Annotated in this window: 22 protein-coding genes; 15 read left to right on the forward strand and 7 right to left on the reverse strand. The window is 40.1% G+C overall.

Features of this window, described 5'->3' with window-relative positions:
- The first annotated feature begins 17 nt into the window (after window positions 1–17).
- The 5 genes from bhn_RS05825 (at window position 18) to bhn_RS15415 (ending at window position 3,606) form a co-directional block, all read left to right on the forward strand.
- Window positions 18–359 (forward strand): PilZ domain-containing protein, encoded by a 342-nt coding sequence (locus tag bhn_RS05825; RefSeq protein WP_071175808.1) that lies wholly within the window; start codon window positions 18–20, stop codon window positions 357–359.
- A gap of 107 nt (window positions 360–466) precedes the next feature.
- Complete coding sequence (locus bhn_RS05830; RefSeq protein WP_071175809.1) at window positions 467–1,651, forward strand: nucleotide sugar dehydrogenase; 1,185 nt, start codon at window positions 467–469, stop codon at window positions 1,649–1,651.
- 5 nt (window positions 1,652–1,656) lie between these two features.
- Window positions 1,657–2,442 carry a biotin--[acetyl-CoA-carboxylase] ligase gene (locus bhn_RS05835; protein ID WP_071175810.1) on the forward strand — a complete coding sequence of 262 codons (786 nt, stop codon included), beginning with the start codon at window positions 1,657–1,659 and terminating at the stop codon, window positions 2,440–2,442.
- A gap of 178 nt (window positions 2,443–2,620) precedes the next feature.
- The gene (locus bhn_RS05840) at window positions 2,621–3,184 is read left to right on the forward strand and encodes a biotin transporter BioY (RefSeq protein ID WP_071175811.1); all 564 of its coding nucleotides are present in this window, start codon (window positions 2,621–2,623) and stop codon (window positions 3,182–3,184) included.
- Window positions 3,181–3,606, forward strand: coding sequence for a DUF1284 domain-containing protein (locus bhn_RS15415; protein ID WP_236845974.1), 426 nt, complete (start codon window positions 3,181–3,183; stop codon window positions 3,604–3,606). Before bhn_RS05840 ends, bhn_RS15415 begins: the two co-directional genes overlap by 4 nt.
- A 454-nt stretch (window positions 3,607–4,060) precedes the next feature.
- Here the strand turns inward: bhn_RS15415 and bhn_RS05850 are convergent, their stop codons facing one another.
- The 3 genes from bhn_RS05850 to rhaD are packed head-to-tail and all read right to left on the reverse strand — an operon-like array spanning window position 4,061 to window position 7,852.
- Window positions 4,061–5,482 (reverse strand): arabinose isomerase, encoded by a 1,422-nt coding sequence (locus bhn_RS05850; RefSeq protein ID WP_071175813.1) that lies wholly within the window; start codon window positions 5,480–5,482, stop codon window positions 4,061–4,063.
- A 36-nt stretch (window positions 5,483–5,518) separates the two neighbouring features.
- Window positions 5,519–6,952, reverse strand: coding sequence for a rhamnulokinase (gene rhaB / locus bhn_RS05855; protein WP_071175814.1), 1,434 nt, complete (start codon window positions 6,950–6,952; stop codon window positions 5,519–5,521).
- Between the two features lie 24 nt (window positions 6,953–6,976).
- Window positions 6,977–7,852: a rhamnulose-1-phosphate aldolase gene (rhaD, locus tag bhn_RS05860; RefSeq protein WP_071175815.1), complete on the reverse strand. Its 876-nt coding sequence runs from the start codon at window positions 7,850–7,852 to the stop codon at window positions 6,977–6,979.
- Window positions 7,853–7,987: 135 nt separating this feature from the next.
- On the opposite strand from rhaD, the gene bhn_RS05865 reads away from it, so the two are divergent.
- From bhn_RS05865 to bhn_RS05875, 3 genes are all read left to right on the forward strand, one after another.
- On the forward strand, window positions 7,988–8,962 hold the full coding sequence (locus bhn_RS05865; RefSeq protein WP_071175816.1) for an AraC family transcriptional regulator: 975 nt from the start codon (window positions 7,988–7,990) through the stop codon (window positions 8,960–8,962).
- A gap of 13 nt (window positions 8,963–8,975) precedes the next feature.
- Window positions 8,976–9,863, forward strand: coding sequence for an NAD(+) diphosphatase (gene nudC / locus bhn_RS05870; RefSeq protein ID WP_071175817.1), 888 nt, complete (start codon window positions 8,976–8,978; stop codon window positions 9,861–9,863).
- 84 nt (window positions 9,864–9,947) lie between these two features.
- A complete protein-coding gene (locus bhn_RS05875) occupies window positions 9,948–11,681 on the forward strand; it encodes a GGDEF and EAL domain-containing protein (RefSeq protein ID WP_071175818.1) in 1,734 nt (577 codons plus the stop codon).
- A 46-nt stretch (window positions 11,682–11,727) separates the two neighbouring features.
- On the opposite strand, the gene bhn_RS05880 is transcribed toward bhn_RS05875, so the two are convergent.
- The 3 genes from bhn_RS05880 to bhn_RS05890 form a co-directional block, all read right to left on the reverse strand.
- On the reverse strand, window positions 11,728–12,054 hold the full coding sequence (locus bhn_RS05880) for a hypothetical protein (protein ID WP_071175819.1): 327 nt from the start codon (window positions 12,052–12,054) through the stop codon (window positions 11,728–11,730).
- A gap of 122 nt (window positions 12,055–12,176) precedes the next feature.
- Complete coding sequence (gene aroA / locus bhn_RS05885; RefSeq protein WP_071175820.1) at window positions 12,177–13,505, reverse strand: 3-phosphoshikimate 1-carboxyvinyltransferase; 1,329 nt, start codon at window positions 13,503–13,505, stop codon at window positions 12,177–12,179.
- 14 nt (window positions 13,506–13,519) lie between these two features.
- Entirely contained in the window at window positions 13,520–14,617 is a 1,098-nt protein-coding gene (locus bhn_RS05890; protein ID WP_071175821.1) for a prephenate dehydrogenase, read from the reverse strand.
- Between the two features lie 230 nt (window positions 14,618–14,847).
- Between bhn_RS05890 and bhn_RS05895 the strand changes: the two genes are divergently transcribed.
- From bhn_RS05895 to bhn_RS05915, 5 genes are all read left to right on the forward strand, one after another.
- On the forward strand, window positions 14,848–16,938 hold the full coding sequence (locus bhn_RS05895) for an elongation factor G (RefSeq protein WP_071175822.1): 2,091 nt from the start codon (window positions 14,848–14,850) through the stop codon (window positions 16,936–16,938).
- A gap of 80 nt (window positions 16,939–17,018) precedes the next feature.
- Complete coding sequence (locus bhn_RS05900; RefSeq protein WP_083385775.1) at window positions 17,019–18,962, forward strand: EAL domain-containing protein; 1,944 nt, start codon at window positions 17,019–17,021, stop codon at window positions 18,960–18,962.
- Window positions 18,963–19,146: 184 nt separating this feature from the next.
- Window positions 19,147–20,580, forward strand: coding sequence for a hypothetical protein (locus bhn_RS05905; RefSeq protein WP_071175824.1), 1,434 nt, complete (start codon window positions 19,147–19,149; stop codon window positions 20,578–20,580).
- Window positions 20,581–20,596: 16 nt separating this feature from the next.
- On the forward strand, window positions 20,597–21,277 hold the full coding sequence (locus bhn_RS05910) for a GntR family transcriptional regulator (protein ID WP_071175825.1): 681 nt from the start codon (window positions 20,597–20,599) through the stop codon (window positions 21,275–21,277).
- A 27-nt stretch (window positions 21,278–21,304) separates the two neighbouring features.
- Window positions 21,305–22,507, forward strand: coding sequence for an NADP-dependent isocitrate dehydrogenase (locus bhn_RS05915; RefSeq protein WP_071175826.1), 1,203 nt, complete (start codon window positions 21,305–21,307; stop codon window positions 22,505–22,507).
- 31 nt (window positions 22,508–22,538) lie between these two features.
- Here the strand turns inward: bhn_RS05915 and bhn_RS05920 are convergent, their stop codons facing one another.
- Complete coding sequence (locus bhn_RS05920; protein ID WP_071175827.1) at window positions 22,539–24,515, reverse strand: ABC-F family ATP-binding cassette domain-containing protein; 1,977 nt, start codon at window positions 24,513–24,515, stop codon at window positions 22,539–22,541.
- A 386-nt stretch (window positions 24,516–24,901) separates the two neighbouring features.
- Between bhn_RS05920 and bhn_RS05925 the strand changes: the two genes are divergently transcribed.
- Both bhn_RS05925 and bhn_RS05930 read left to right on the forward strand, forming a co-directional pair.
- Complete coding sequence (locus tag bhn_RS05925; RefSeq protein WP_071175828.1) at window positions 24,902–25,282, forward strand: CPBP family intramembrane glutamic endopeptidase; 381 nt, start codon at window positions 24,902–24,904, stop codon at window positions 25,280–25,282.
- 55 nt (window positions 25,283–25,337) lie between these two features.
- On the forward strand, window positions 25,338–26,687 hold the full coding sequence (locus tag bhn_RS05930; RefSeq protein ID WP_330393248.1) for an NCS2 family permease: 1,350 nt from the start codon (window positions 25,338–25,340) through the stop codon (window positions 26,685–26,687).
- The last annotated feature ends 6 nt before the right edge of the window (window positions 26,688–26,693 follow it).

The following is a 26,693-nucleotide window of genomic DNA, read 5'->3' on the forward strand; positions in this document are numbered from 1 at the left end:
TGAATACGGGGGCTAGTATGGAAGAAAGAAGAAAAGGAAGAAGACTTGATCTTACTGGTGAGATCATCATTAAGGAGCTTGGTGGTGACGCAGAAGCTGTAGATATCAAGATTACAGATGCTTCTACAGAAGGGCTTGGTTTTATTTCTGACAAACAGCTTGTTATTGGGGATAATTATGAAGCTAATCTGACAATATGGACCAAAGAAGTTCTCCATGTGTTTGTTCAGATAGTTCGTGCTGAAAAACGTGATGATGGATTCCACTATGGCGGAATGTTTGTTGGTATGCCTGAAGACGTAAAGGTTAGGATCAAGGTCTTTGAAACAGTAGAAGAAGAAAAGGCAAAACAGAACTAACTATAATTTGATCTTAAGGGCTTCTATGCGCTTATGAAGGTAGTGCATAGAAGCTTTTTTTGTGGTAAAATTTCTTTATTATTTTGATTTCAAGAGGTATATAAAAAATGAAAATTGCAGTTGTTGGAACAGGCTACGTAGGCCTTTCCAATTCAATATTGTTATCACAGTTCAACGATGTTACAGCAGTTGATGTAATTCAGGAGAAGGTTGACATGGTCAACAACAAGATTTCCCCTATCGTTGACAAAGAGATAGAGGAGTACCTCAAAAAGGATAATCTCAGATTATATGCTACGACAGATGCTTCATCTGCCTATGTTGATGCTGATTTTGTTATCGTTTCAACTCCAACAAATTACGATGAGAAGCTCAACTATTTTGATACATCATCAGTTCTTAGTGTTGTAGATCAGGTTAGAAAAGAGAATCCTGACGCATATATCGTTATCAAGTCAACAATCCCTGTAGGATATACAGAGGAGCTCATGGAAGAATATCATACAGACCACATCATGTTCTCACCAGAGTTCTTAAGAGAAGGACATGCTCTTTATGATAATCTTTACCCTTCAAGGATCATCGTTGGTTACAATACAGATAGTGAAGAGGCAAATGAGAAAGCCAAGCTTTTTGCAGGTTTATTGAAGCAGGGAGCACTGAAAGAAGACGTTCAGACTCTTTTCATGAATACTACAGAGGCTGAGTGCGTTAAGCTTTTTGCTAATACATATCTTGCTCTTAGAGTTTCATACTTTAACGAGCTTGATACCTATGCCGAGGTAAGAGGTCTTAATACCAAGAATATTATTGAAGGCGTATGCCTTGATCCACGAATTGGTGACTTTTACAATAATCCTTCTTTTGGATATGGCGGATATTGTCTCCCTAAGGATACCAAGCAGCTTCTTGCAAACTATGAGGATGTTCCTAATAATCTCATTACAGCTATAGTTGATGCTAACAGGACCAGAAAAGATTTCATCGCTGACAGGATCTGGGCTCTTAAGCCAAAGAAAGTCGGCGTTTACAGACTTACAATGAAGGCAGGTTCAGATAATTTCAGACAGTCAGCTATTCAGGGGATAATGAAGAGGATCAAATCAAGAGGAATTGAGTGTGTTGTATACGAGCCAACCCTCAAGGAAGATGCTTTCTTTAACTCTAAGGTTGAAAGAGATATTGAAAAGTTTAAGAAGGAGTGCGATTACATCATTGCAAACCGCCTCACACCTGAACTTGAGGATGTCGTAGATAAAGTATATACAAGAGACCTTTTTGGTAACGAATAATTACTATGAATTCTAAAGATAAAGTTCTTGAAATCTTAAATTCGAATAAGGACAGATATATATCAGGAGAGAGCATTGCCTCTCTCCTTGGTATTTCTAGAAATGCTATCTGGAAAGCCATCAACGAGCTTAGGAAGTGCGGTTATGAGATTGAAGCTGTTAGTAACAAGGGATACAAGCTTGCTCTTGAAAAGGATATTTTATCTGCAGGGGGTATCTTGTCTTATCTGGATGGAAATGTTGCCACTATCTATCAGGATGTCAGCAATATGATCCATATCTTTGATACCACAACGTCTACCAATAGAATAGCAAAAGAGCTGGCTATTGCAGGTAATCCCCATGGAACAGTGGTGGTTTCTGCCAGGCAGACCAGCGGTAAAGGAAGAAGAGACCACAGCTTCTTTTCGCCGGAAGGAGGGCTGTACTTTAGTGTGATATTGTCACCTGATAAGATTCCATATACGAATCCCGATGAGATCACAACATTTATTGGCAATTCAGTCTGCGACGCTATAGAGAAGACATGCAATATCAGGCCCAGACTTAAGCCTATAAATGATCTTTATATTGGGGATAAAAAAGTCTGCGGTATTCTGACAGAGGCAGGAACTGAGTTTGAAACTGGCCTTGTTCAGTGGATAGTAGTAGGAATAGGAATTAACTTTGACTCAGATATAGAATGCTTTCCAGATGATATAAAAGATAAGGTAGTGACCCTGTTTGCGCCGGGAAAAGCTTCCATAACCAAGAACCAGCTGGTTGCCGAGATTCTTAATACGATCATTTAAAGTCATGATCCTGATCATGTATATTACTGATTTTTTCAGTAAAGATGCGTGTTTCATGAATTATGGCTTTTTTATCGTCTTTTTTAATGTCAACCAATCAATAAAACTGGTTGACAATATATGCCAGGGGTGATAATAATATACAAGACTAATAAAAATTTAGGAGACTAGATGAGACATGGAAAAAGAAAAAACAGTAACAAGACAGACAACAAATGTTAAAGACATCTGCTATATTGCTATTTTTACAGCTATCATAGCAATTATGGCGCAGATATCTATACCACTTCCAGGAGGAGTACCTCTGACACTTCAGACACTTGCTGTACCTCTTGCAGGTATCATACTCGGTGCCAAGAGAGGAACATTATCAACTCTTGTATATATTCTTCTTGCAATGGTAGGAGTGCCAGTTCTTGCAGGACTTTCTGGCGGTATTGGAGTAGTATTTGGAATGACAGGTGGATTTATTCTTTCATTTCCTATTATGGCTCTTATTTCAGGGCTTGTTTCAGATAAAGGAGTTAAGAGCCCTATCTACTGGCTTGGACTTCTTGGCGGCGTTATCATCAACTATATTGTTGGTACTGTATGGTTTGTGATCGTTGCAGATTCAACATTTGCAGTTGCTTTGGGAGCATGCGTTCTTCCATTTATTCCAACAGCAGTAATCAAGCTCGTGCTTTCAGGAATTCTGGGAGATACTCTCAAAAAAGCTATGCATAAGGCAAATCTTTTATGAGAAAAGATATGATAAGGCTTCGTCCCCATCACCTTCTGTGCACTCAGGGATATAGTGGAAACGGCTATTCAGATAACTTTGTTTCAAACATGAACGAAGTAGTAGAGCGCCTTAGAACCAACAAGGATGAGCAGATAGAAATAGTATTTACTACAGATAACCTTTGCAAAAGCTGTCCATCCAAACTTTCCGACGGCATCTGCGAATCTGACTCCAAAGTCCTTCATTTCGATCAAGGTGTCATCGATGCCCTTAATCTTAAAGAAGGCACATACTCCTATCAAGAACTCATCTCTAAACTCGACACCTACCTAACCTCCGGCAAAGAAGATGAGCGCCTGAAGGAAATATGTGGTAACTGCAACTGGTACCCCGTCAGCGCCTGCTGGAAAAACATCAAAACTAGAAAATACATATTATAAAAACAATTATTAAAAAACATTCTCAAACAAAAAAGAACCGCCATTGTCTTACTTAAATTAAAAGTAAACATAGGCGGTTTTATTCTTTTATACTATTTATTTTTTATCACTCAACAACAGCATTTATTTAATTAGTTATTTAGACTAAGACATCCTTTTTTTCTATTTACAGTATCATCTTAGCTAATCTAAGCATTTTCTTTATTACTAATTATTACTTTATCAGAAAGATTATCATCCCAGAACAGTAAGATAAGTGAAAAGTCATATTCTATGCTGGTTTTGGGAGTGTGAAGTTTTGGATTTGCACGATTTCAAAAAACGCTCTATGAAATACGTTTTAGCAGCATTTGAAGCGTTTTTTGACGAGGGCAAAACAAAACTTCACATTCCAAAATCTCAACGACAATGAAAACTTTCACTTATCTTACGTCCGGTATCACAACCTTCCGGGTTATCTACAAACAACCTCTACCGGGATGCCAAGGATTTTGGCTACCTTAAGGATGGTATCGGCGTGGCGTCCAACTGCAGCTGCCATGTGGTGTGTTGGGCCAGCTTCACTCCAGCGATTTACAAATTCACGAGCACTGATAGAGAACTTTGTGCGCATGTTTGTGTCTCCAAAAGTAAAGATAGGACCTGGCTGATTTTCACCTTCAGCTACGATAAATTTGAAGTTTCCATCTTTGTCCTGTGTGATAGCAAGGTATGTGATATCACCTGTAGGAGGGTAGAACTGTGTGAGATATCCACCACCAACTTTGCCGTGGAATACCTTGACGATCTTCATTGTTGGCTTGTGAGCAAGAGAGATGTCAGCATCACCAGATCCTGAATGACCGATTATGCAGATATCTTCGTTGAAGTCGATTGAGTACATCTCTGAGAGCTGACCTGTTCCAGCAATCGTCTTAAGGATAGACATTGCCATAGCAACCTTCATGTCACCCTCTACAGCACAAGCTGTTCCCTGCTTGATGAGCATTGAGAATGCAGGGATAAGCATTGAATCAAGAACTCCTGCCTGACCCTGAGCTTTTCCAGCATAGTGAGAAGCTACAAGGGCGATATCCTCATCCTTTACCCACTGCTCAAAGGCAAGTACATACTTGGCCATTTCCCAAACTTCTTCGATAGAACCGCCGCCTTCAATCTCGAAGGTATCAAGGATATCCTGAGCCTTTGCTCTGATAGCAGCTTCATCAGTGATGTTATCAGCGATGCACCACATATCCTCCCAGTCAAACTGCTTGGTGTAAAGACCCATTCTGTTGTAGAGATTTGTCTCATCAATGTAAAGATCCATCATTCCAGGGTATGGACGACCAATCTGGGCGATGTTTGTCTGACGGAATCTTCTTCTTACCTGTGCAGCTTTGCACCAGTCTTCAATTTCACTGGCAACGCCTTCATCGCCGCCTTCAACAACGCCTGTTATAACAGCATGTCTTTTTCCAGCTCTCTCAAGGTCTGCTACGGCTTCACCTACAGCACCGCAGGCATAGAGCTCGCCAAGCCATGTAGCGATATCTGTGTTTTCATAATCTGGAGCAAGCTTTTTCTGAACGTTAACAACTACTACAGGAACATCAAGGTCTCTGATAGCCGGAAGAACGTTGTAGGAAGTTGCGTATGTGAGCATCTGAAGGAAAACGAGGTCAACGTCAGCGGCTCTGAACTTGTCACCAGCTGCCATAGCCTGTTCCTTAGTTGTAACAAGGCCTCCATCAATGATCTCTACTGTATCTGGAAGAGTTTTTTTAAAAGCGTCGTACTGAGCGTTAAACTCAGGTACTAACTGTGGAAACTGTGGGAGATATGCACCAAGTGCGATTGAAAATACCCCAACTTTAGCTTTTGTATTTACTAACATAAGTAGTCCTTTCTTCCGTTCTAGACGGAAATAATTTTATTTAAATGTCTTTACCCCAAAAGAATCAAATACACAGGATCTGAAAGCTTTAAGATCCTTGAATTCACCAGCTGCGATCATCTGTGCTCCGAGATTACCGATAGCAGTAGCTTCTCCTGGACCAGCAAGAACTGTCTTGCCAGTTGTTTCGGCAGTTAATTCATTGAGCCACTTGGCATTTGATCCTCCGCCAACAATGTTGATGGCATCAAAGTGCTTGCCGGTTAACTGCTCAATCTCGATAGCAGCGTTTTTGTAGCATTCAGCAAGAGATCTGTATATGACTCTTGCAATCTGCCAAGGGGTTTCTGGAACTTCAAGATTCTTTTCCCAGCACGCATCCTTTATCTCTCTGATCATGGACTCAGGGGCAAGGAATCTTGAATCGTTGGCATCAACCAGAGAATCAATTGTTTCAAAAGAAGCTTTTTCACACAGGTGAGCAAAGCTAAAGTCTTCATCACTTCCTCTTCCTGCAAACTGATAGCCATCCTCTAATTCTTTTTTTACAGATTGGATCATCCAAAGGCCCATGATGTTTTTAAGGAAGCGGTAGCGGTGATCATAGCCGCCTTCATTTGTGAAATTAGCTTTCTCTGCATCAGAGGTTGTATTTGCTTTTAAGAGCTCACATCCCATAAGTGACCAGGTTCCAGAAGAGATATAAAGCACGTCCTCTGAATTTGAAGGAACGCTCATTACAGCTGAACCTGTATCGTGGGTTGCCGGCATAACAACTTTTGTGTCAAAACCTACCTGATTTTTGATGGCAGGAAGGAGACCACCTACAAAAGTGCCAGGCATATTAAGGGAATCAAAGAGCTTTTTTGGAAAGCCTAGCTTTTCAATAAGTTCATAGTCCCATTCGTTTGTTTCAGGATCTACAAGCTGAGTAGTAGAAGCGTTAGTGTATTCCTGAAGCATATTGCCTGTAAGAAGATAGTGCAGGTAATCAGGCACCATCAAAAGAGTCTTGGCTTTATCAAGAACTTCAGGCTCCTGTAGCTTCATAGCCATGAGCTGATAAATAGTATTGAATATGGCTTTCTGGATTCCGGTCCTTCTATAGAGCTCATTTTGAGGGATGATCTTATATACTTCTTCATCCATCTTTTCAGTTCTTGAGTCTCTGTAGGCGTAGCATGGACCGAGCTTTTGGCCATTCTCATCAAGAAGAACGTAGTCAACGCCCCAGGTATCTATACCCATTGATACAGGAATCTTGCCAAGCTCACTGCATTTTTTCATGCCGTTTACAACTTCGTTAAAGAGTCTTTCTGTATCCCAAACGCGGTGACCATCCTTTAGGTCATTTTCATTTGAGAAACGGTAGATCTCTTCTAAAACGATCTTGCCGTTTTCCATATGTGAGAGGATATGACGGCCAGAAGAAGCACCAATATCAACAGCCAGATAATAACTTTTTTCCATTATTATTTGTCCTCCTGAAAAGTATTAGTCCTGTGGCATCTCGCCAATCTTGAAGGTATGTCTCTCATAAAGGAACTTCTCGTTGATGTTTACTCCAAATGGAGCATTGAGTTCTCTGAACTGCTCAGGAGTTATTGTATTAACCTTTGTATCTGTCATTGATCTGACCTTTACTAAGATCTCAGCTGCTTTTTCAACTGTGTGCATGAGACCGAATGTGAGGTCAAAGTCATAGCCGCAGCAGAATGCACCGTGGTGAGCCCAAACTGCGACATCCTTGGTCTTCATGATCTCTGATGTAGCATCACCGATCAGTTTGCCGCCGCAGAGCATCCAAGGCACAATTCCGATTCCCTCAGGAAATACGATAGGGCACTCAGTTGCCATCTCATAGATTTCTCTTGTGAATACTCTTTCATCAAGTGGAAGAACGTAGGTAAGAGCTACTGTATTAGTAGGGTGGCAGTGATATACTACGCGGATGTTCTCGTCCCTATTCTTTAATACTTCAAGATTTGCAAGGTGAGTTGGAAGCTCAGATGTTGGGCGTCCACCATTTACAAGACCCCAAACCTTTTTGAATCTGTTACCTTCCTCGTTGAGCTGAATGATACAAACGTTAGCTGCAGGATCAAGCTCAATGTTTCTGAAATACTTGCCTGAACCACTTACCATAAAGAATTCGCCAGCAAGACCTGGGAAAGCAGACTCATCGTTTTTTTGCCAGCCGATTTCCTGCCAGTCTCCAGAAAAATCAAAGTCATCCTTTAAAAGATCAACTTCTTCAGCTTTTAAACGATAGCTTAAATTTCCACCGTTTCTTTCATGCCAGCCCTGATTAAAGCCGTCCATTGCCATTCTTGCATAGCCCTTTAAGAGCTCAGAATCTAAAACCTTCATACTTTTTCTCCTATTTATTTCATTAGATATTTCTTTTGAATATAGAGATATTGTAAAGTGTCTTAATTTGCAGTTATAGGTCCCTATTTGAGAAAATTTACGTCCCTATTTGCAAAACTGTGATAGAATTGGAACATGGATAAGAAATTACTTAAACAACTTTCTTTAATTACAGATGAGGAAAAAGAGATACTGGCTGGAAGTCAGGATATCAACAGAAGCCTTTATTACAAGAGCGAAGGCTCTATGTCCAGACAAAATGAGGTAGACGCGTCACTTCTTCTGGCAAGGGGCAAGCTCATTGATATAAGGCCTCATACCAGGTTCATTCATTTCCCTGAGCACACCCATAACTTCGTTGAATTTGTATATATGTGCAGTGGCTCGACCAAGCACATCATAGATGGTCAGCGTCTTACTTTGCATGAAGGGGATCTTCTTTTTATGAACCAGCATGCAAGGCAGGAGATCCTGCCTGCGGATAAAGATGATATCGCAGTCAATTTCATCATATTACCTCAGTTTTTTGACTCTATCTTAAATAAGCTTGAGGGCACCTCCAGTGCGCTTTTAGACTTTATCATCAGCTGTCTTACAGACAAGGATATGGGCGGTAATTACCTGTATTTTGATGTGGCCAGTGTACTTCCTATTCAGAATCTTATGGAAAATCTGATCTGGATCATGCTCACAGGTCCCAATAACAGGAGGAGCTTGAGCCAGTCTACTATGGAACTCTTATTCCTGAATCTTTTGGACTATGCAGACAGGATCCAGGTTTCGGGAAGCTCCTATGAGCAGAACCTTATGATTCAGCTGCTTAATTACATGGAGACTGAGTACAAGGAGGCTTCATTATCCGATTTTGCTGAGAGAAATCATGTTGACATTTACACCATGAGTCGTATGATCAAGAGAAATACCGGCAAAAACTTTAAGGAGCTTTTAATAGAAAAGAAACTAAGTCAGGCATGTTACCTATTAAAGAACACAAGCCTTGCGGTGACGGATATTGCATATTCTATTGGATATGAGAACACAAGTTATTTTCACAGGACTTTTAGGGCACTGTACCACATGAGCCCAAGAGACTATAGATTAAATACATGACAGGAGATTAGTTATGCTTCAGGATATCAGACCATATCACTTATACAACGAATTTAGACCAGATAAAAGAGCTACTGACCAAGACCTTGTACTTATATATAACGATGTAGCAAAAGGAAAAGAGGTACTTGCATTACTTAATGCAGATACTAAATGCATTTCTTTTCCAAAGGTAAAAGACTTTGAGGCCATAGATAGAGACAAACTGATATATCTGTTCAATGTGGCTGATGAGGATTTTTACTTATACCTTCAGAAGGAAGAAGGAGAGGTCAAGGCTTCTGGCTTTTCTTTTTATAACATGAAGGATATAAGGACAGAGTATCTTTTACCAAAGCACTATGTATATGCTATATTCACAGCCTTCCAGCTTGATGAGTGGTACAAGGTTACTGCTTTTTGTGGAAAGTGCGGATGCAAAAACGAGTTTCATCAGAAGGAGCGGGCAAGGATCTGCCCAAAATGCGGAAACATCATTTATCCAAGGATAAATCCGGCTGTGATCATAGGAGTTACGGATAAAGAAAGTAATAAGATAGTTCTGACTAAATACAGAAGAGGGTTTGCGCTAAATGCTCTTGTAGCAGGCTTTACTGAAATAGGTGAGACTTTAGAAGAGACTGTTAAGCGTGAGGTAATGGAAGAAATAGGTCTTGAGGTTACAAATATTAGATACTACAAGTCGCAGCCCTGGGGCATTGCCAGCGACATACTGGTTGGTTTTTACTGCGACGTTACAGGCAACAAGACTATTAAAATGGATGAGTCTGAGCTTAAATACGCAGAGTGGGTCAGCCCTTGTGATATTGAGCTTCAGCCTCTTGAATACAGCCTTACCAATGAAATGATGACTCTTTTCAAGGAAAAGGGGTACGAAGGTACGATTATTAAAAAAGTATAACCAAAAAGTTCACGTAAAAATGTATGATATAATGTAAATAGTTTCACGAAGTATTGCATGGAGTTTGTCTCGTAGGAGGAAACTATGAGAGAAGAATTCTTTGATACACAAGTGTGCGGTTCACTTCCAACAAATTTGCCAGGCGGCTTTTTTGTCTATGAGATTGAAGGAGACGAACATATCGTCTTTGCAGATTTTAATGTCATAGATCTTTTTGGGTGCAATACTTTTGAAGAATTTATCGAGTATACCGGCGGCTCTTTTACAGGAATGGTCCTGGATGAAGACCTTCAGAAGATAGAGACTCTTATCAAGGCTCAGACTATCTTTGGGGAAAAGAGACATGACTACGTAAGATACAGGATCAGGACAAAAACTGGAGACGTCAGATTCATTGAAGACTTTGGACACCTTCTTCATTCTATCAATGGGAAGAGCTACTTTTTTGTTTTTATAGTAGACGTTGATCAGAACGAATTCTTTAACAATAGCAGAAATTCTTTTGCTGAGGCTGAGCTTTTGTCTAGAAATAAGGAGACTGATAAGCTCACCGGTCTATTTACCATGTCTTTCTTTTACCATATTGTTCAGAATATGCTGACTTCACCAGAGGGAAGGAGAAAAGACGTATCCTTTATCTATTTTGATATTCCAAATTTCAAACTTTATAATGAGCGCCTAGGATTTAAGATGGGCGATGAACTGTTATGCGATCTTGCAAAAAAAATTAAGGATACCTTTACCGGAGCTACTGTTGCCAGATTTTCAGATGACCACTTTATGGTTTGTGCTACAGGAAGCAGAGATGAGATACTTTCAAAGGTTGAAATAGTATTTAGAAAGATGCTTCTTGCTGAGGACGTTAACAAGAAGGTAAGGATCAAGGCAGGAATATATTTCCTTGATGATGTCAGGGCGGAAGTTGGGCTTGCCTGTGACCATGCTAGACTTGCCTGCAACAGCATAAAGGGAAGACATGACCTTAATTACTGTGTATACGACGACATTTTAAGAGAAAAATTAAGAAAGCAGCAGTATGTAGTTGATCACATCGAAGAAGCGATACAGAAGGAATATATAAAGGTCTTTTATCAGCCGGTCATAAGAGTTAAGTCTGGTGAGATCTGCGGATATGAAGCACTTGTAAGGTGGATAGATCCAAATATTGGAATGTTAAATCCTGGAGATTTCATTGAAACTTTAGAGCAGTTTCATTTGATACATCTTGTAGATACCTTTGTTATGAAGAAGGTATGCGAGGACTATAAGAAGCTTAAAGAAGCTGGAGAGTGTGTGGTTCCGGTATCTATCAATGTTTCAAGGCTTGATTTTGAGATATGCGATGTTTTTGAAGCTCTTGAGCAAGCGCGTATTCCATGTGAAATGCCTAGAAATATGCTGGACATAGAGATCACTGAAAGTGCCTTTAATGATAATACCGGACTTGTCAAAAACGAGTGCAAGAGAATAAGGGATAAGGGATATCATATCTGGATAGATGATTTTGGAAGCGGATATTCATCTCTTAATACCATAGCAGACTATGAGTTTGATGTATTAAAACTTGATCTAGTGTTCCTTAGAAGCTATGACAATAGCCAAAGAACCGGTCAGCTCATGAGCTTTATCTTTAAAGGAGCTGTGGCTCTTGGAGTTTCTCCTTTATGCGAGGGAGTTGAAACTGAAGAGCATTATGAGTTTTTGAAAAGATCTGGTTGTGAAAGAGCACAGGGATTTTTCTTTGGAAAGCCGATGATCATGGATGAGACCAGAGCTTTTACCAAACAAAAGGGTATAACCTGGGAAAAAATTGGATAAAACTAAGCAAAATAAAAGGACATGGCCGTTGGTCATGTCCATATTTTTAGTCGTTAAATAATGTATTATTTTCAGCTTCCTTGCGGATAGTTTCCATAACTCTTGGATTTTGCATCATCTTGATGGATTCAGAGGCGCATCTGTAGATCATGGCCATCTGTCTTGAATTAGGATCATCAAGATCACATTTCTTTTCAAGAACTTCAAAATGCTTGATGGCTTTCTCCGCTACACTTCCTGAAATAGCCATACCTTTGCAATAAAGGGTACCAGTCTCCGGATCATAGCGAGATTCTTCATATTTGGTCTGCGCAAAATCGCCTGCTCCCATAGAAGCAGCAAGCTGGTTAATTAAATCTGATCTATCAGCCATTTGATACATCCCTTCTTTCTGCTTTTTGATATTTTGAATGACAAATATATTTTATCAAAAAAATATTAATAATGTCGCCGAAAAAAGGAATTTAATAATAAATTTATCAATATAAAAAATGCTTAGATAAGGCTTTGCAGGTCGTTAAAAAAAGTAGGATATGAGATATTTACGCAGCTTTCATCAAGGATCCTTGTGGTTCCATTTGCGGCAAGTGAAGCAATAGCAAAACTCATGGCAAGACGATGATCATTATATGAGTTTATATCAGCTCCCTGGAGAGGCTTGCCACCGTGAATCACCATTCCGTCGTCAGTTGCTTCGATATCGCAGCCCATAGCCTTTAAGTTTTCTACAACTGAGTCAATTCTGTTAGACTCTTTTACTTTTAATTCTCCAGCATCCTTGATAATGGTCTCAAAGTCACCGGTAGCGGCAACTACGGCAATTACTGGAATCTCATCTATGAGAGTAGGGATATCCTTGCCTCCGATCTCAAAGATTCCATTTTGATTTCCGTGAAGCTCACTGTATTTTACAACGATGTCTGCTGTAGGCTCGCCGTCTTTTTTGATGTTCTCAAGAGTAATATCAGCGCCCATCTGTTTGAAGATAGTGATGATTCCGGCTCTTGTCTCATTTATTCCAACGTTCTTAATAACAAGCTCTGATCCAGGAACTACAAGGGCAGCGGCAATGAAGAAGGCGGCAGAAGAGATGTCGCCTGGGACATTTATGTTCATGCCTCTAAGCTCTGTGCCAGGGTGCAGGATAGCAGCTGCACTGCCATCTCTTGCGATTTCGTTGTGAATATCTGCGCCAAAAGCAGAGAGCATGATCTCTGAGTGATTTCTGGAAAGCGCTGGTTCGTATACAACTGTATCTCCCTCGGAGTAGAGACCTGCAAGGAGAATACAGGATTTAACCTGAGCTGAAGCTACTTTACTTCTGTAGTTTATGCCGTGGAGCTTCTTGCCACCGTTTATGTGAAGAGGAGCACAGTCATTTCCCATGATGGAACTGATATCAGCTCCCATCTGGGTGAGGGGCTCGATGATTCTTTTCATAGGTCTTTTCTCAATTGATGAATCACCTGTGATATTGCAGTCAAAGGGCTGCGCAGCCAGGATGCCTGACATGAGCCTGGTGGTAGTTCCGCTGTTTCCGGTAAAAAGAGTTCTTGATGGAGCAGTAAGGCCATGAAGACCATTTCCGTGAACAGTGATCTTGGGAACGCCATTTGTAGGCCTTATGGTATGGTCAATGTGGACACCAAGCCTTCTAAAACAGTCAATTGTGGACAGACAGTCTGCACTTTCAAGAAAGCCTGTTATTTCTGTTGTGCCTTTGGCAAGAGCGCCAAACATTATGCTTCTGTGAGATATTGACTTATCTCCTGGAACATAAACATTACCCTTTAGTGGGTGAGGAGCTTTTAATAATGAGATCATAATATCCTCCGGTATTAGCTGTTTTGAATAGTGTACCCGTTGTCTGTCAGTACTTTATGAGCATCTGTCTTGCCCTGACTGTTGTGAAATTCTATGCGAAGTGTGCCTCGCTCATATTCACGATTGTGTACGATTCCAATGTTCTTGATGTTTATAGAATGATCTGATAAAAGAGTTGCTATCTTGGCGAGATTTCCCGGCTTGTCCGCAATATCTACATGAATTGTGAACTGCTGAGGAATAGGACCACTTGAAGTCTCTGCAAAGGACTCACGGTAGTTTCTGGCATTTCCAAAGAATTCAAGGAGCTTTTCTTCATCGTGTTCATCTATGGCAAGTTTGATATCATAGAGCGAATCTATGTATTTACTAAGCAGTTCTGAAATGTTAAAAGAGTTTGTGGTGCAGATCTGCTGCCACATAACAGGCGAAGAAGAGGAAATTCTGGTGATGTCTTTAAAACCGCCTGCTGCAATAGTTTTCATAAGCTGATCCTCTGAGTCGTTGTCGTGAACCAGATTTACAAGTGAAGCTGAGATCACGTGAGGAACGTGGCTTATGGCTGCAGTTATATAGTCGTGCTGCAAAAATGGAACAATGATAGGAATCGCACCAATATTCTTGACCAGGTCTCTGTATTCTGAAAGCTTGGTTTCATCAGTATCATCAGTCTTTGTGAGAATGTAGTAAGCATTTTCCAAGAGACTGGCCTTTGAATTGTTAAAGCCGATACGCTCTGTTCCAGCCATTGGATGTCCGCCGATGAACTGTTTTTCAAGTCCCAGCTCTTTTACCTTCTCATGGATACCGTTCTTTACACTGCCAATGTCGGTTATAAGAGTATCTGCGCTTAAAAATGGCCTTAGCTTCTCGAGATTTTCATTGTTAATCTCAACAGGAGCGCACAAAAAGATGATGTCGCAGCTGTTAAAGTCACTTCCAATTTCATAAAGAGGCTTATCTACAATACCTGCTTCATGAGCTGTGTCTACAGTCTCTTTATGTGGTGTATATGCAAGGATATAGGAATCGGGCTGAGTATCTTTTATAGCTCTTGCGATGGAGCCGCCGATCAGTCCAAGGCCTATAAATCCAAATCTTTTAAAAGACATTTTTGAAGAACCCCCTAAAAAGCTTATGTTCTAGATATTCACTATAACACTTTAATGTACGAAAATCAATATTAAGGCAGGAAACAAAGAATTCACAATTGTTTGTGCAAAATAAACTACAATACTTGTTTTGATGCACGTATTTTAGTAAAATGTACTTATAAGTTTTTTGGGGACCTGTATCATATCTCATACATTTTACCCAAATTAAAGCGACTGGAGGACAAGATATGAACGTTTACACAACTGACAAGATTAGAAACGTGGTACTGCTTGGACATGGTGGCGCTGGTAAGACAACATTAGCAGAGGCGATGGCTTATCTTGCCGGACTTACATCAAGAATGGGGAAGGTAGAAGATGGTAACACTATAAGTGACTTCGATAAAGAAGAGCAGAAGCGCCAGTTTTCTATCAGCACCTCTTCAATCCCTCTCGAGTGGGATGGTCACAAGATCAATATTCTGGATACTCCTGGATTCTTTGATTTTGTTGGTGAAGTAGAAGAAGCAATAAGTGTTGCAGATGCCGCTATTATCGTTGTTTCAGGTAAGGCTGGTATCGAGGTAGGAACAGAGAAGGCATGGGAACTTTGCGAAAAGTATAAGATCCCTCGTATGGTATTTGTTTCTGATATGGATATTGATACTGTTTCATACAGACAGGTTGTACAGGATATGACCGACAAGTATGGAAAGAAGATGGCTCCTTTCAATTTGCCTATCCGTGAGAATGAGAAGTTTGTTGGATATGTAAATGTTATCCAGGAAAAGGGCTTTAAGTGGGAAGGAAAAGAGGTTGTGGAATGTGAGGTTCCTGATTACAACCAGGCAAACCTTAAACTTTTCCGTGATACTCTATTAGAATCAGTTGCTGAGACATCAGAAGAGTTTATGGATAGATACTTTAATGGTGATACATTCTCAGAAGCTGAGATCAGAGCTGCTGTACGTGGTAATGTTTGTGACGGAACCATCGTACCTATCGAGATGGGTTCAAGTACTCTTTGCCAGGGTATTTACACACTTCTTGATGATATCGTTAAGTATATGCCTAGCCCTGAAAATCGTAAAATGGCTGGTATCAATACTAATACTAATGAGATCTTCGAAGCTGACTTTGATTTCTCAAAGCCAAAGACAGCCTTCGTATTTAAGACAATGATCGATCCATTCATTGGTAAGTATTCACTTATCAAGGTTCGTTCAGGTGTCTTAAAACCAGATGATATGATGTTTGTTGCAGGAAAAGACATGGAGGTTAAGATCGGTAAACTTTATGTTCTTCAGGGCAACAAGACAACTGAAGTTCCTGAGCTTCATGCCGGAGACCTTGGTGCTCTTCAGAAGCTTGATGTTGCTACAGGTGATACTCTTTCAACAAAGGCTACACCTATCCAGTACGCTAAGATGGATATCTCACAGCCATACACAGCAATGAGATATCATGCACAGAATAAGAGTGATATCGACAAGATTGCTCAGTCACTTGCCAAGATAGCTGCTGAGGATCAGACCATAAGAGTTGTCAATGATTCCGAGAACCGTCAAACACTTCTTTATGGTATGGGTGATATGCATCTTGAAGTTGTTCAGAGTAAGCTCCAGAACGTATACAAGGTTGCAATCGATCTTACTAAGCCAAAGGTAGCATTCAGAGAGACTATCAGAAAAAACTCTGATGTAGAATACAAGTACAAGAAGCAGACAGGTGGACATGGCCAGTATGGACACGTTAAGATGCGTTTCGAACCATCAGGTGATCCTACAACTCCTTACGTATTTGATCAGGAAGTAGTAGGAGGAGCAGTTCCAAAGAACTTCTTCCCGGCTGTAGAAAAGGGTATTGCAGAGTCAGTTCTAAGAGGCCCTCTTGCAGCTTATCCTGTAGTTGGTGTTAAGGCAGTTCTTTATGATGGATCTTACCATCCAGTTGATTCTTCAGAAATGGCCTTCAAGGTTGCAGCATCCAACGCCTTCAAGAAGGGCTTCATGGATGCAACACCAGTACTTCTTGAACCTATAGCTTCACTTAAAGTTACAGTTCCGGACAGCTACACTGGTGATGTAATGGGTGATCTCAATAAGAGAAGAGGACGAGTTCTTGGAATGAATCCTTCCCTTACAGGCAAGCAGGTCATCGAAGCAGAAATTCCTATGATGGAGCTTTACGGTTACAACACACAGCTTCGTTCCATGACAGGTGGTAGCGGCGAATACGAATATGAATTCATCAGATATGAGCAGGCACCATCTGATGTCCAGAACAAAGAAGTTACAGAAAGAGCTGAAAAAGTTGCGGCAGCAAACGCCGAAGAATAATTGGAACCCCTCCGGTAAAACGGAGGGGTTTTTACAAATTTTTGTGTATGGTCTTGGCCCTTTTGTGTTAATATAAAAATATGATCGAGGGATTTTTACAGTATAACTATATAGGTGAAGTAGCAGGACTTCTGATGGCGGAGCTCCTGCTTTTTGTGATGTTTTATACGGAGCCCAAAAAGACTTACGGATATAGGTATATTTTGGGCGGTACCATATTAGCTATAATTGCATCGATGCTTCAGATGACCATCGTGATGGTAGCTAATAATCCGGAGGATTTCTATAATAAGTATGTTTTTGCGTTTTTGCTTATTGCATTTTTGATCACATATAACGGTATTTTGTTTTGTATATTTGCTTATGTGAATATGATGTCTATTGTGAGGCGCAGCCAGAGGAAAGAATTCATTACTCTTTATATAGTTCTTTCTATAATCTATGTGCTTGGTATTATTTTTGAGATGGCAGCAAGTGGCCTGTATTCCTTTGAAGTCAATGGGATTGATATTACGCACTTTGTAAGGTACTACATTGCAGCTGGTATGGTCTGTGCTGTGGCCTGCTTTATTGCCACAGTCAACAACAAAAAGGATATCAGCAGACTGATCTGGCATTCAGTATGTATTTTTGTACCTTTAGACATGGTGATCCTCATAACTCAGTTTATTACAGTAAGAACCAGCCATTTTATCTTTTCATCAACAACTTACGTGCCGGTGATGGCTATTGGATTTTTCCTGTTCCACTGTATTCCATATGATGAGATCACAGGCTGTCAGAGTAAGTATGCTTTGGACGTGCATTTGGATAAATATCTTGGAAAAAAGAATATCTATATGGCATGTGCATATCTGAAGATGCCTGATATTGAGAACATCATCAATATTGATAATGGAATGATATACAAAGGAACGGCAATCTTTAGAAATATCGAAGCCATCAGTGACAAGATAAGGATCTACAAGTTAGATGATGAGAATTATATAAATGTCATCGAGGATGTGGATGACGAAACTGCTCTTGAGTACATAGACAGGCTTCGCGGCGTATTTGAGGCAGCCAAGGTCAATATGGACATTCCATTCAATTATTCTTTGGTTGCAGGTAAGGTAATACCTGAATTAGACAATGTATTAAAGGTCAGACAGTTCTTTGCATTTGTAGGACGCAGATTTGAAGAGCAGAACAGCAGTCATTTCTATGTGACTGAGCCTAAGGACTATGATGATTTTGCAGAGCATTATGAGATATCCAAGGTGTTAAAAGACATAAAAGCAAGGCAGGATATGGATGACGAAAGAGTTGTTGTCTATGCTCAGCCGATTTACAGCGTAGGAACTGGAACCTTTAGAGTTGCTGAGGCTCTTATGAGACTTAAAGTTGGTGACAGGATTATTTACCCGGACAGCTTCATATCTATTGCTGAGCAGATGGGAGCTATACATGTTCTGACCTGCATCATGCTTACAAAGGTCTGCAAGGAGATCAGCATAATTGAGGATTACTATGATTTTGATGCTATTTCTATAAATGTTTCATCAAAAGAGCTGTCTCAGGCTAACATGTTTGACGACCTTATGGAGATCATCGGACAGTACGATTTTGATCCATCAAATATAAGGCTGGAAGTTACTGAATCAGCAATGTTTGAGGATTATGATATTGCCACCAGAAATATGCAGGAGCTTACAAAGCAGGGAATCCAGTTCTATCTGGACGATTTTGGAACAGGCTATTCATCATTAGAAAGGGTTATGAACTGTCCGTTTAAGACTATAAAGTTTGATAAGACTCTTTTGTATAAGGCGCTAGATGATGACAAGATGGACGATATCGTTACTTATATGATAGAAGTTTTCAAAAAGAACGGCTTTGTTACGCTGGTTGAAGGTGTAGAAGATGAATGTCAGAATCAGTATAGTGTTGATCATGGATTTGAGTATGTTCAGGGTTATCATTATGCCAAACCAGAGCCAATAGAAGAGATAAAGAAGTATTTTACAAGGAAAAGCAGTTTTTAAGAGTGAGTTTTAGGACTCACTCTTTTTTGTTGCACAAGACCAGCAAGCGAATGGATGCTTGCATACAACAAGATTCTTTATCGCTTTAATCAATTAGCTTATTAAATTTTATTCCTTGACTTTGTTGGTATGATTGTATACAATTATACGCAAAGTCATTGTTATCATAGGTGAGGAAATAATTATGAGCGAAGTATCGGCATTTCAGAATCGACCTGTAACCATGAACAACAAGAATAATCTGCTCCAGATCGAAGAGCACATGTATATTCTTGATGATGTCAAAAAACCTAACGTATTCAGAAATATGTTTCCCTATGAGGAAGTTCCTAAGATTCCTTTTAACGACAGAATCGTTCCACATAACATGCCAAAGGATATCTGGATAACAGATACCACTTTCAGAGATGGACAGCAGTCCAGAGCACCATATACTACCAAACAGATAGTAGATATTTTTGATATGCTTCATAAGCTTGGTGGTCCAAATGGCATGATCAGGCAAAGTGAGTTCTTTCTTTATAGTAAGAGCGACAGAGATGCAGTTTATAAATGCATGGAGAGGGGATATGAGTTCCCTGAGGTTACCAGTTGGATCCGCGCAAGTGAAGAGGATTTCAAGCTGGTAAAAGAGATCGGAATGAAGGAAACAGGAATCCTGGTATCCTGCTCTGATTATCACATTTTCTTGAAACTTAAGATGACCAGAAAACAGGCACTTGAGCATTATCTTAGTATTGTACGTTCCTGCCTTGAGGAAGGAATCAGCCCAAGATGTCATCTTGAGGATATTACAAGAGCAGATATTTACGGCTTTGTAGTTCCATTTTGCGTAGAACTTATGAAGCTCAAGGATGAATATGGCATTCCGGTCAAAATTCGTGCTTGCGATACTATGGGATATGGAGTAAACTTCTCAGGTGCAGTTATTCCACGAAGTGTTCAGGGTATCATCTATGCGATCAACACAAACGCAGGTGTACCAAGCGAACTCATAGAATGGCACGGTCATAATGATTTTTATAAGGCTGTTACAAATTCGACAACAGCGTGGCTTTATGGATGTTCTTCCGTTAATACTTCATTGTTTGGTATCGGAGAGAGAACAGGTAACACGCCACTTGAAGCTATGGTATTTGAATATGCCCAATTAAAAGGTACTTTGGATGGTATGGATACTACAGTCATCACAGATCTTGCAGAGTACTACGAAAAAGAGATTGGCTTTACAGTACCAGCTAACACACCATTTGTAGGCAAGAATTTCAATGTTACAAGAGCTGGAATTCATGCAGATGGTCTTTTGAAAAATGAAGAGATTTATAACATTTTTGATACAGACAAATTCCTTAGAAGGCCACCAGTAAGTGCAGTATCTAATACATCTGGACTTGCAGGTATAGCTCATTGGATCAATATCCATTACAAGCTTAAGGATGAGCATGCTCTTTCTAAGTCATCACCACTTGTAACCAAGATAAAAGAGTGGGTTGATAACGAGTATGCTAATGGAAGAGTTACAGTAATGACTGATAAAGAGCTTGTAAGTGAGATAAAAAGTGTCAGCAAAGAGCTTGGAATTGTTGTCAAAGAGGGAGAGATTGTAGCAGTTTCTTAAAGACTGAAGGAGAGACATGGAAAATCAGGATTTAAAACAGGAAGTTACAGACAAGTATTCTCTGAGAGGGCGTGTATTCCACAGGATCAGAGAAGATATATTAAACGGCAAATACAAGGACCATGAAGAGCTCAAAGAAGTAGCTATCGGTCAGGAACTTGGAGTCAGCAGAACTCCTGTAAGAGAGGCTTTCAGACAGCTTGAGCTTGAAGGTCTTATTCAGATAATTCCTAACAGAGGAGCTTATGTCACTGGAATCAAGGTCAAGGATATCGAAGATATCTATATGATCAGATCCAAGCTTGAAGGTCTCTGCGCAAGATGGGCTTGCGACAACATTACAGAGGAACAACTTGAGGAGATGGAAGAGAATATTTATCTTGCTGAGTTCCATGCTGCCAGAGGACATATGGAGCAGATGGCTGAGCTTGATAACAGATTCCACAACATATTATACGAATCATGTAATTCCAAGATGCTTGAGCATCTTCTCAAGGATTATCATCAGTACGTTTGGAGAGTTAGACAAAAGACTCTTTCTAGCAGTAGAGGAGCAGTTTCCAACGTAGAGCACAAATTCATCATGGAAGCGATCAAGGAAAAGAATCCGGATAAGGCAGAAGAACTTGCTAATCAGCATATGATCAATGCCTATGAGAATATGGTGGATAAGGGACTCTTGGAAATGTTCGACTAATCATTATTCACAAAGGAGCCTTGGAGTATGAGTAAGATCAACATGACAACCCCTATCGTCGAGATGGATGGCGATGAGATGACCAGAGTTTTATGGCAGATGATCAAAGATAAGCTTATCCTGCCTTATATCGACCTTAAGAGTGAGTATTATGATCTTGGTCTCAAGCATAGAGATGAGACTGATGATCAGGTAACTGTAGACAGTGCCAATGCTACTTTAAAATATGGAGTTGCTGTTAAGTGCGCAACCATAACTCCTAACAATGAGAGAGTTAAGGAATACGGACTCAAGAAGATGTGGAAGAGTCCAAATGGTACTATCAGAGCTATTCTTGATGGAACTGTTTTTCGTACTCCTATCATGGTAAAGGGAATAGAGCCAAATGTTCGCACATGGACAAGTCCTATTACACTTGCACGTCACGCTTATGGCGATGTTTATAAGAACGTTGAGATCAGAGTTCCAGGCCCTGGTAAGGCAGAGCTTGTATTTACAGGAGCTGATGGAACTGAAGTTAGAGAGACTATTCATGAATTTGATGAGCCTGGTATCATTCAGGGTATCCATAACAAGGATTCATCTATAAAGAGCTTTGCAAGAGCCTGTTTCAAATATGCTCTTTCTGAGAAAAAAGAACTTTGGCTTGGAACAAAGGATACTATCAGCAAGACATACGATAGAAGATTTAGAGAGATCTTTGACGAAGTATTTGAGACAGAGTTCAAAGAAGAATTTGAAAAGACTGGTATCACATACTTCTACACACTTATAGATGACGCAGTTGCAAGAGTAATGAAGTCAAAGGGCGGATTTATCTGGGCCTGCAAGAACTATGATGGTGATGTTATGAGTGATATGGTATCATCAGCCTTTGGTTCACTTGCTATGATGACTTCAGTACTTGTTTCACCAACAGGCGTTTACGAGTATGAAGCTGCTCATGGTACTGTTCAGAGACATTATTACAAGTACCTTAAGGGAGAACCAACATCAACCAATCCGGTAGCTACGATCTTTGCCTGGACTGGAGCCCTCAGAAAGAGAGGAGAGCTTGATGGAATAAAAGAGCTTTGTACATGGGCTGACAAGATGGAAAAGGCAACATTATCAGTTATCGAGTCAGGTCGTATGACTGGAGATCTTGCTCTTATCACAACGCTGCCAGATCCGGTCAAGCTTGGAAGTGAAGAGTTCCTGGATGCAATAGCCGAGGAGTTTAATAAGTAAATTAAAAGAGTAGCCAATTGGCTACTCTTTTTTACATTGATAATGTTTCCCACTCATCATAGAGAGTTGATAATCTGTCTTGTATTTCTGCCTGTTCATCTGAAAGTTTACGAAGCTTAGCCAGATCGGTTCCGATTGAAGGATCTGCCAGAAGTTCATTTATCTCTGAGTCTCTAGCTTCAAGCTTTGCAATTTCTTCTTCACATTTCTTAAGAGCAGCTTCCTGCTTACGTTTTTTTGCCTGTTCTTCTTTTTGGGCTTTCCAGTCAGCAGCACCTGCATTTGTAGTAGTAGCTACTGGGGTAGGAGTAGCTGAAATATTAGATGATTCATACTTAAAGCTGCCAGATGCAAGAGAGGATCCGCTTAGATCTGCGCTTTCTCCAAACAGTCTGTTATTCTGCTCATCAGCGTGCTCCATATAGTAATCGTAGTTACCGATATAGTTTACAACAGTTCCGTGGGTGAGATCCAGAATCCTTGTGGCTGTCTTGTTTATAAAGTATCTGTCATGGCTTACATAAAGGACAGTTCCCTCATAACCGGAGATTGCTGTTTCCAGGATCTCCTTACTTGTGATATCAAGGTGGTTTGTAGGCTCATCGAGGATCAGGAAGTTTGCATCTGAAAGCATGAGCTTGGCAAGGCTGACTCTGCCTTTTTCTCCACCTGAAAGATCACCGATCCTCTTAAACACATCGTCTCCTGTAAACAGGAAAGCAGCAAGAGTATTTCTGATCTCTGTGTTGTTAAGAGTTGGATATGCATCCGAAATTTCTTCAAAAAGAGTTTTTTCATCATGGAGAACATGATGCTCCTGATCGTAGTAGCCGATGTGAACCTTAACGCCTAGTTCGATCTTGCCTCCATCAAGGGACTCTACACCATTTATCATCTTGAGCATTGTAGTCTTGCCGGTTCCGTTGTCACCTATGATGGCTACATGTTCGCCTTTTTTGATCTCAAAGCTTATATCAGAAAAGAGTTTTTCATTACCAAAGGATTTGCTGATGCCCTCTACACTAAGGACATCATTTGCGCTTTCACAGATTGGCTTTAAGGATATCTTCATCCTGTCGTCGATAGTGATAGGCTTATCAAGAACCTCTATCTTATCAAGCATCTTTTCACGGCTCTCAGCACGCTTAATGGACTTTTCTCTGTTGAAGCTCTTAAGCTTTGCAATAACTTCTTCCTGATGCTTGATTTCCTGCTGCTGTTTCATGTAAGCGTGCCACTGTGTGGCGCGTACCTGTTCTTTTTTTACTGCGTAGGTACTGTAATTGCCGGTAAAAGAGCTGACCTTTGTATTTTCAACTTCAATGATCTTGCCAGCTATCTTATCAAGAAAGTATCTGTCGTGAGATACGATAAGAACAGATCCTTTGTAGTTTAGAAGATAGTTCTCAAGCCATCTGATAGAGTTCATATCAAGGTGGTTTGTAGGCTCATCAAGGATGATAAGGTCAGGCTTTTGTAGCAGAAGCTTACCAAGACAAACTCTGGTTTTCTGGCCACCTGAGAGGTTACTTATCTTTTTGTCAAATTCCTCTTCTGTAAAGCCAAGACCCTTAGCTACTCCAAGAACTTCACTTTTCCACGCATATCCGGATTCTCTCTGGAATTTCTCGTTCATCTGGGTATATCTGTTCATGAGATCTGTGAGCTCATCGCCTGATACATGTTTCATGGCTTCTTCAGCTTCACGGATACTCTTTTCCAGCTCTATGATGTCTCTTTTAACCTCTGTAAGCTCGTCCATGATAGAGTTTGTAGTATCGATATTCTGATTCTGAGCAAGATACCCCCAGGTGATGCCCTTTGAGAAGGTAACTTCTCCGTCATCAGGAGATAGCTCACCTATTATCATCTTGATAAGTGTAGTCTTTCCTGCACCGTTGATACCGACTATTGCAGCTTTTTCGTTATTTTCAATATGGAAAGAGGCATTCTTTAAAATATCTTTTCCATCGAATGATTTACATAGATTATGTACTGATAAGATCATAATTTAACTCCATTTTTCTTTGTCTGACAAAACATTTTAGCATGATACATTTAATATGTAAAAGAGGATTGACCTATATAACGCATATATTTATAATATATGGAGTATTTCTTTAATAAACAAAGGAGAGTGCTTTGAAACGTTTATATTTACCATTAATTTGGGAATTGGCTTTTGTTATAGCGACATTTTTACTGCCTAAACAGGCCTTTCACTTATTCTTTGGGTTTTATTTAGGACTACTGATATATTTCTATTTCATTTACAAACAATTCTCATTCAGAAAATTATATAAGAATTTTGGAAGACCAGTTAAGTTCTGGATTCCGGTCATACTTACTTGGGTAGGTCTTTTCCTTGCAAGTCAGCTAAGAGAATATTTATCTATGAACTTTTCCTTTTATCTGGAAGAGGGCACAGTTAGTATTATTGTTCACAACGATCTTATCCCTACATTTTTTTATGCACTTATGATGATAGTTATGAAGCCTGTAGCTGAAGAGTTTTTCTTCAGAAAGGCTCTCATTTCTTTTGATAGTAAGTCACAGACAGTTATATTTACGCTTATCAGCCTGGTATTATGCGCACTCACAAGAGCACATGGCCCTTTGGGGATCTTAGAGTGGGTCATCATGGCTCTTCCGGTGACTATCGCGTATATTGCTACCAAGAATATTTATATATCTGTTATGGCACATGTGTTGTTTGAGTTTTATGACAATATATATGAGGTTGTGTACACTGTGGGACGTATCCTCAACAGATAAGTCTTTAGTGTTAATAACAATATAAATGTTTTTTTTCAAAGGAGAGGAAAAAAAGATGTTGGAGAAGTGTTTCAAACTCAAAGAACACGGGACTACTGTTAAACAGGAGGTATTGGCGGGACTTACTACATTCCTTACAATGGCTTATATTCTTGCCGTTAACCCTAATATCCTGGGAACAGTAATGAACGCAAGCGGTGTATTTGTTGCTACAGCCCTTGCATCAGCAATTGCAACTTTCGTAATGGCTTTTCTTGCAAACTATCCTATCGGTCTTTCAGCAGGCCTTGGACTTAACGCTTACTTTGCATACACAGTATGCCTTGGCGAGCTTGCAAATGAGGCAAATCCATTTACAATCGCTCTTACAGCAGTATTTGTAGAGGGTATCATTTTCATTATTCTTTCATTCTTCAAGTTCCGTGAGCAGATCATTAACAGCATTCCACAGAACCTTAAGTATGGTATCTCAGCTGGGATTGGTCTTTTCATTGCATTCATCGGTATGCAGAATGCTCACATTATCGTAGCAAATGATGCTACGATCGTAGGACTTGGCAGTTTCTCAGATCTTGATATGGACCTTGCACTTATCGGACTTATCATCATCGCTGTTCTTGTTCACTACAATGTAACTGGTGGTGTTCTTATCGGTATCATCAGCATCTGGATCATTGGTATGATCCTTCAGGCATGTGGTGCATATACTGCAGCAAATCTTTTCCCAGATTTCTCAAATGGACTTCAGCTAAGTGGAATTACTGAGACAGCGTTCAAACTTAACTTTGGATGGGCATTCTCACACCTTATTCAGTTCATTGCTATCACATTCAGCTTCCTGTATGTAGATCTCTTTGATACAGTTGGAACTGTTGTAGGCGTAGCTGATAAGGCTGGACTTCTTGATAAAGATGGAAATCTTCCAAGAGTTGGTCAGGTATTTATTGCAGATGCTGTTGGTACAACAGCAGGTGCGCTTCTTGGTACATCAACAGTAACAAGTTTCGTAGAGTCAAGTGCAGGAGTTGCAGCAGGTGGTAGAACAGGACTTACAGCTTTCACAACAGGTTGCATGTTCCTTGTTTCAATCGTGCTTAGCCCAATCTTCCTTGCAATTCCTTCATTTGCTACAGCTCCAGCTCTTATCTATGTTGGTATGCTTATGCTTATGAGTATCTCTAAGGTTAAGTTTGATGGAGATATTGCAGATGCAGTTGGTGCTTACCTTGCAGTAGTTATGATGCCTCTTGCATATTCAATCGCTACAGGTATCATGTTTGCAGTACTTGCTTGGGTAGTTCTTAAGGTTGCTACAAAGAAGGCGAAGGACGTTAGTCCTATCATGTGGGGAGTATTTGTACTCTTCGTAGCAAGAATCATTGTTCTTATTACAAACTTCCAGTAATTTGAT

This window comes from Butyrivibrio hungatei (assembly GCF_001858005.1).
Taxonomy (GTDB): Bacteria; Bacillota; Clostridia; order Lachnospirales; family Lachnospiraceae; genus Butyrivibrio; species Butyrivibrio hungatei.

Bases quoted from the DNA above. Each gene is read 5' to 3' on its own strand.
- bhn_RS05825 (WP_071175808.1), top strand. From the start codon at position 18: ATGGAAGAAAGAAGAAAAGGAAGAAGACTTGATCTTACTGGTGAGATC.
- bhn_RS05830 (WP_071175809.1), top strand. From the start codon at position 467: ATGAAAATTGCAGTTGTTGGAACAGGCTACGTAGGCCTTTCCAATTCA.
- bhn_RS05835 (WP_071175810.1), top strand. From the start codon at position 1,657: ATGAATTCTAAAGATAAAGTTCTTGAAATCTTAAATTCGAATAAGGAC.
- bhn_RS05840 (WP_071175811.1), top strand. From the start codon at position 2,621: ATGGAAAAAGAAAAAACAGTAACAAGACAGACAACAAATGTTAAAGAC.
- bhn_RS15415 (WP_236845974.1), top strand. From the start codon at position 3,181: ATGAGAAAAGATATGATAAGGCTTCGTCCCCATCACCTTCTGTGCACT.
- bhn_RS05850 (WP_071175813.1), bottom strand. From the start codon at position 5,482: ATGTTAGTAAATACAAAAGCTAAAGTTGGGGTATTTTCAATCGCACTT.
- rhaB (WP_071175814.1), bottom strand. From the start codon at position 6,952: ATGGAAAAAAGTTATTATCTGGCTGTTGATATTGGTGCTTCTTCTGGC.
- rhaD (WP_071175815.1), bottom strand. From the start codon at position 7,852: ATGAAGGTTTTAGATTCTGAGCTCTTAAAGGGCTATGCAAGAATGGCA.
- bhn_RS05865 (WP_071175816.1), top strand. From the start codon at position 7,988: ATGGATAAGAAATTACTTAAACAACTTTCTTTAATTACAGATGAGGAA.
- nudC (WP_071175817.1), top strand. From the start codon at position 8,976: ATGCTTCAGGATATCAGACCATATCACTTATACAACGAATTTAGACCA.
- bhn_RS05875 (WP_071175818.1), top strand. From the start codon at position 9,948: ATGAGAGAAGAATTCTTTGATACACAAGTGTGCGGTTCACTTCCAACA.
- bhn_RS05880 (WP_071175819.1), bottom strand. From the start codon at position 12,054: ATGGCTGATAGATCAGATTTAATTAACCAGCTTGCTGCTTCTATGGGA.
- aroA (WP_071175820.1), bottom strand. From the start codon at position 13,505: ATGATCTCATTATTAAAAGCTCCTCACCCACTAAAGGGTAATGTTTAT.
- bhn_RS05890 (WP_071175821.1), bottom strand. From the start codon at position 14,617: ATGTCTTTTAAAAGATTTGGATTTATAGGCCTTGGACTGATCGGCGGC.
- bhn_RS05895 (WP_071175822.1), top strand. From the start codon at position 14,848: ATGAACGTTTACACAACTGACAAGATTAGAAACGTGGTACTGCTTGGA.
- bhn_RS05900 (WP_083385775.1), top strand. From the start codon at position 17,019: ATGATCGAGGGATTTTTACAGTATAACTATATAGGTGAAGTAGCAGGA.
- bhn_RS05905 (WP_071175824.1), top strand. From the start codon at position 19,147: ATGAGCGAAGTATCGGCATTTCAGAATCGACCTGTAACCATGAACAAC.
- bhn_RS05910 (WP_071175825.1), top strand. From the start codon at position 20,597: ATGGAAAATCAGGATTTAAAACAGGAAGTTACAGACAAGTATTCTCTG.
- bhn_RS05915 (WP_071175826.1), top strand. From the start codon at position 21,305: ATGAGTAAGATCAACATGACAACCCCTATCGTCGAGATGGATGGCGAT.
- bhn_RS05920 (WP_071175827.1), bottom strand. From the start codon at position 24,515: ATGATCTTATCAGTACATAATCTATGTAAATCATTCGATGGAAAAGAT.
- bhn_RS05925 (WP_071175828.1), top strand. From the start codon at position 24,902: ATGAACTTTTCCTTTTATCTGGAAGAGGGCACAGTTAGTATTATTGTT.
- bhn_RS05930 (WP_330393248.1), top strand. From the start codon at position 25,338: ATGTTGGAGAAGTGTTTCAAACTCAAAGAACACGGGACTACTGTTAAA.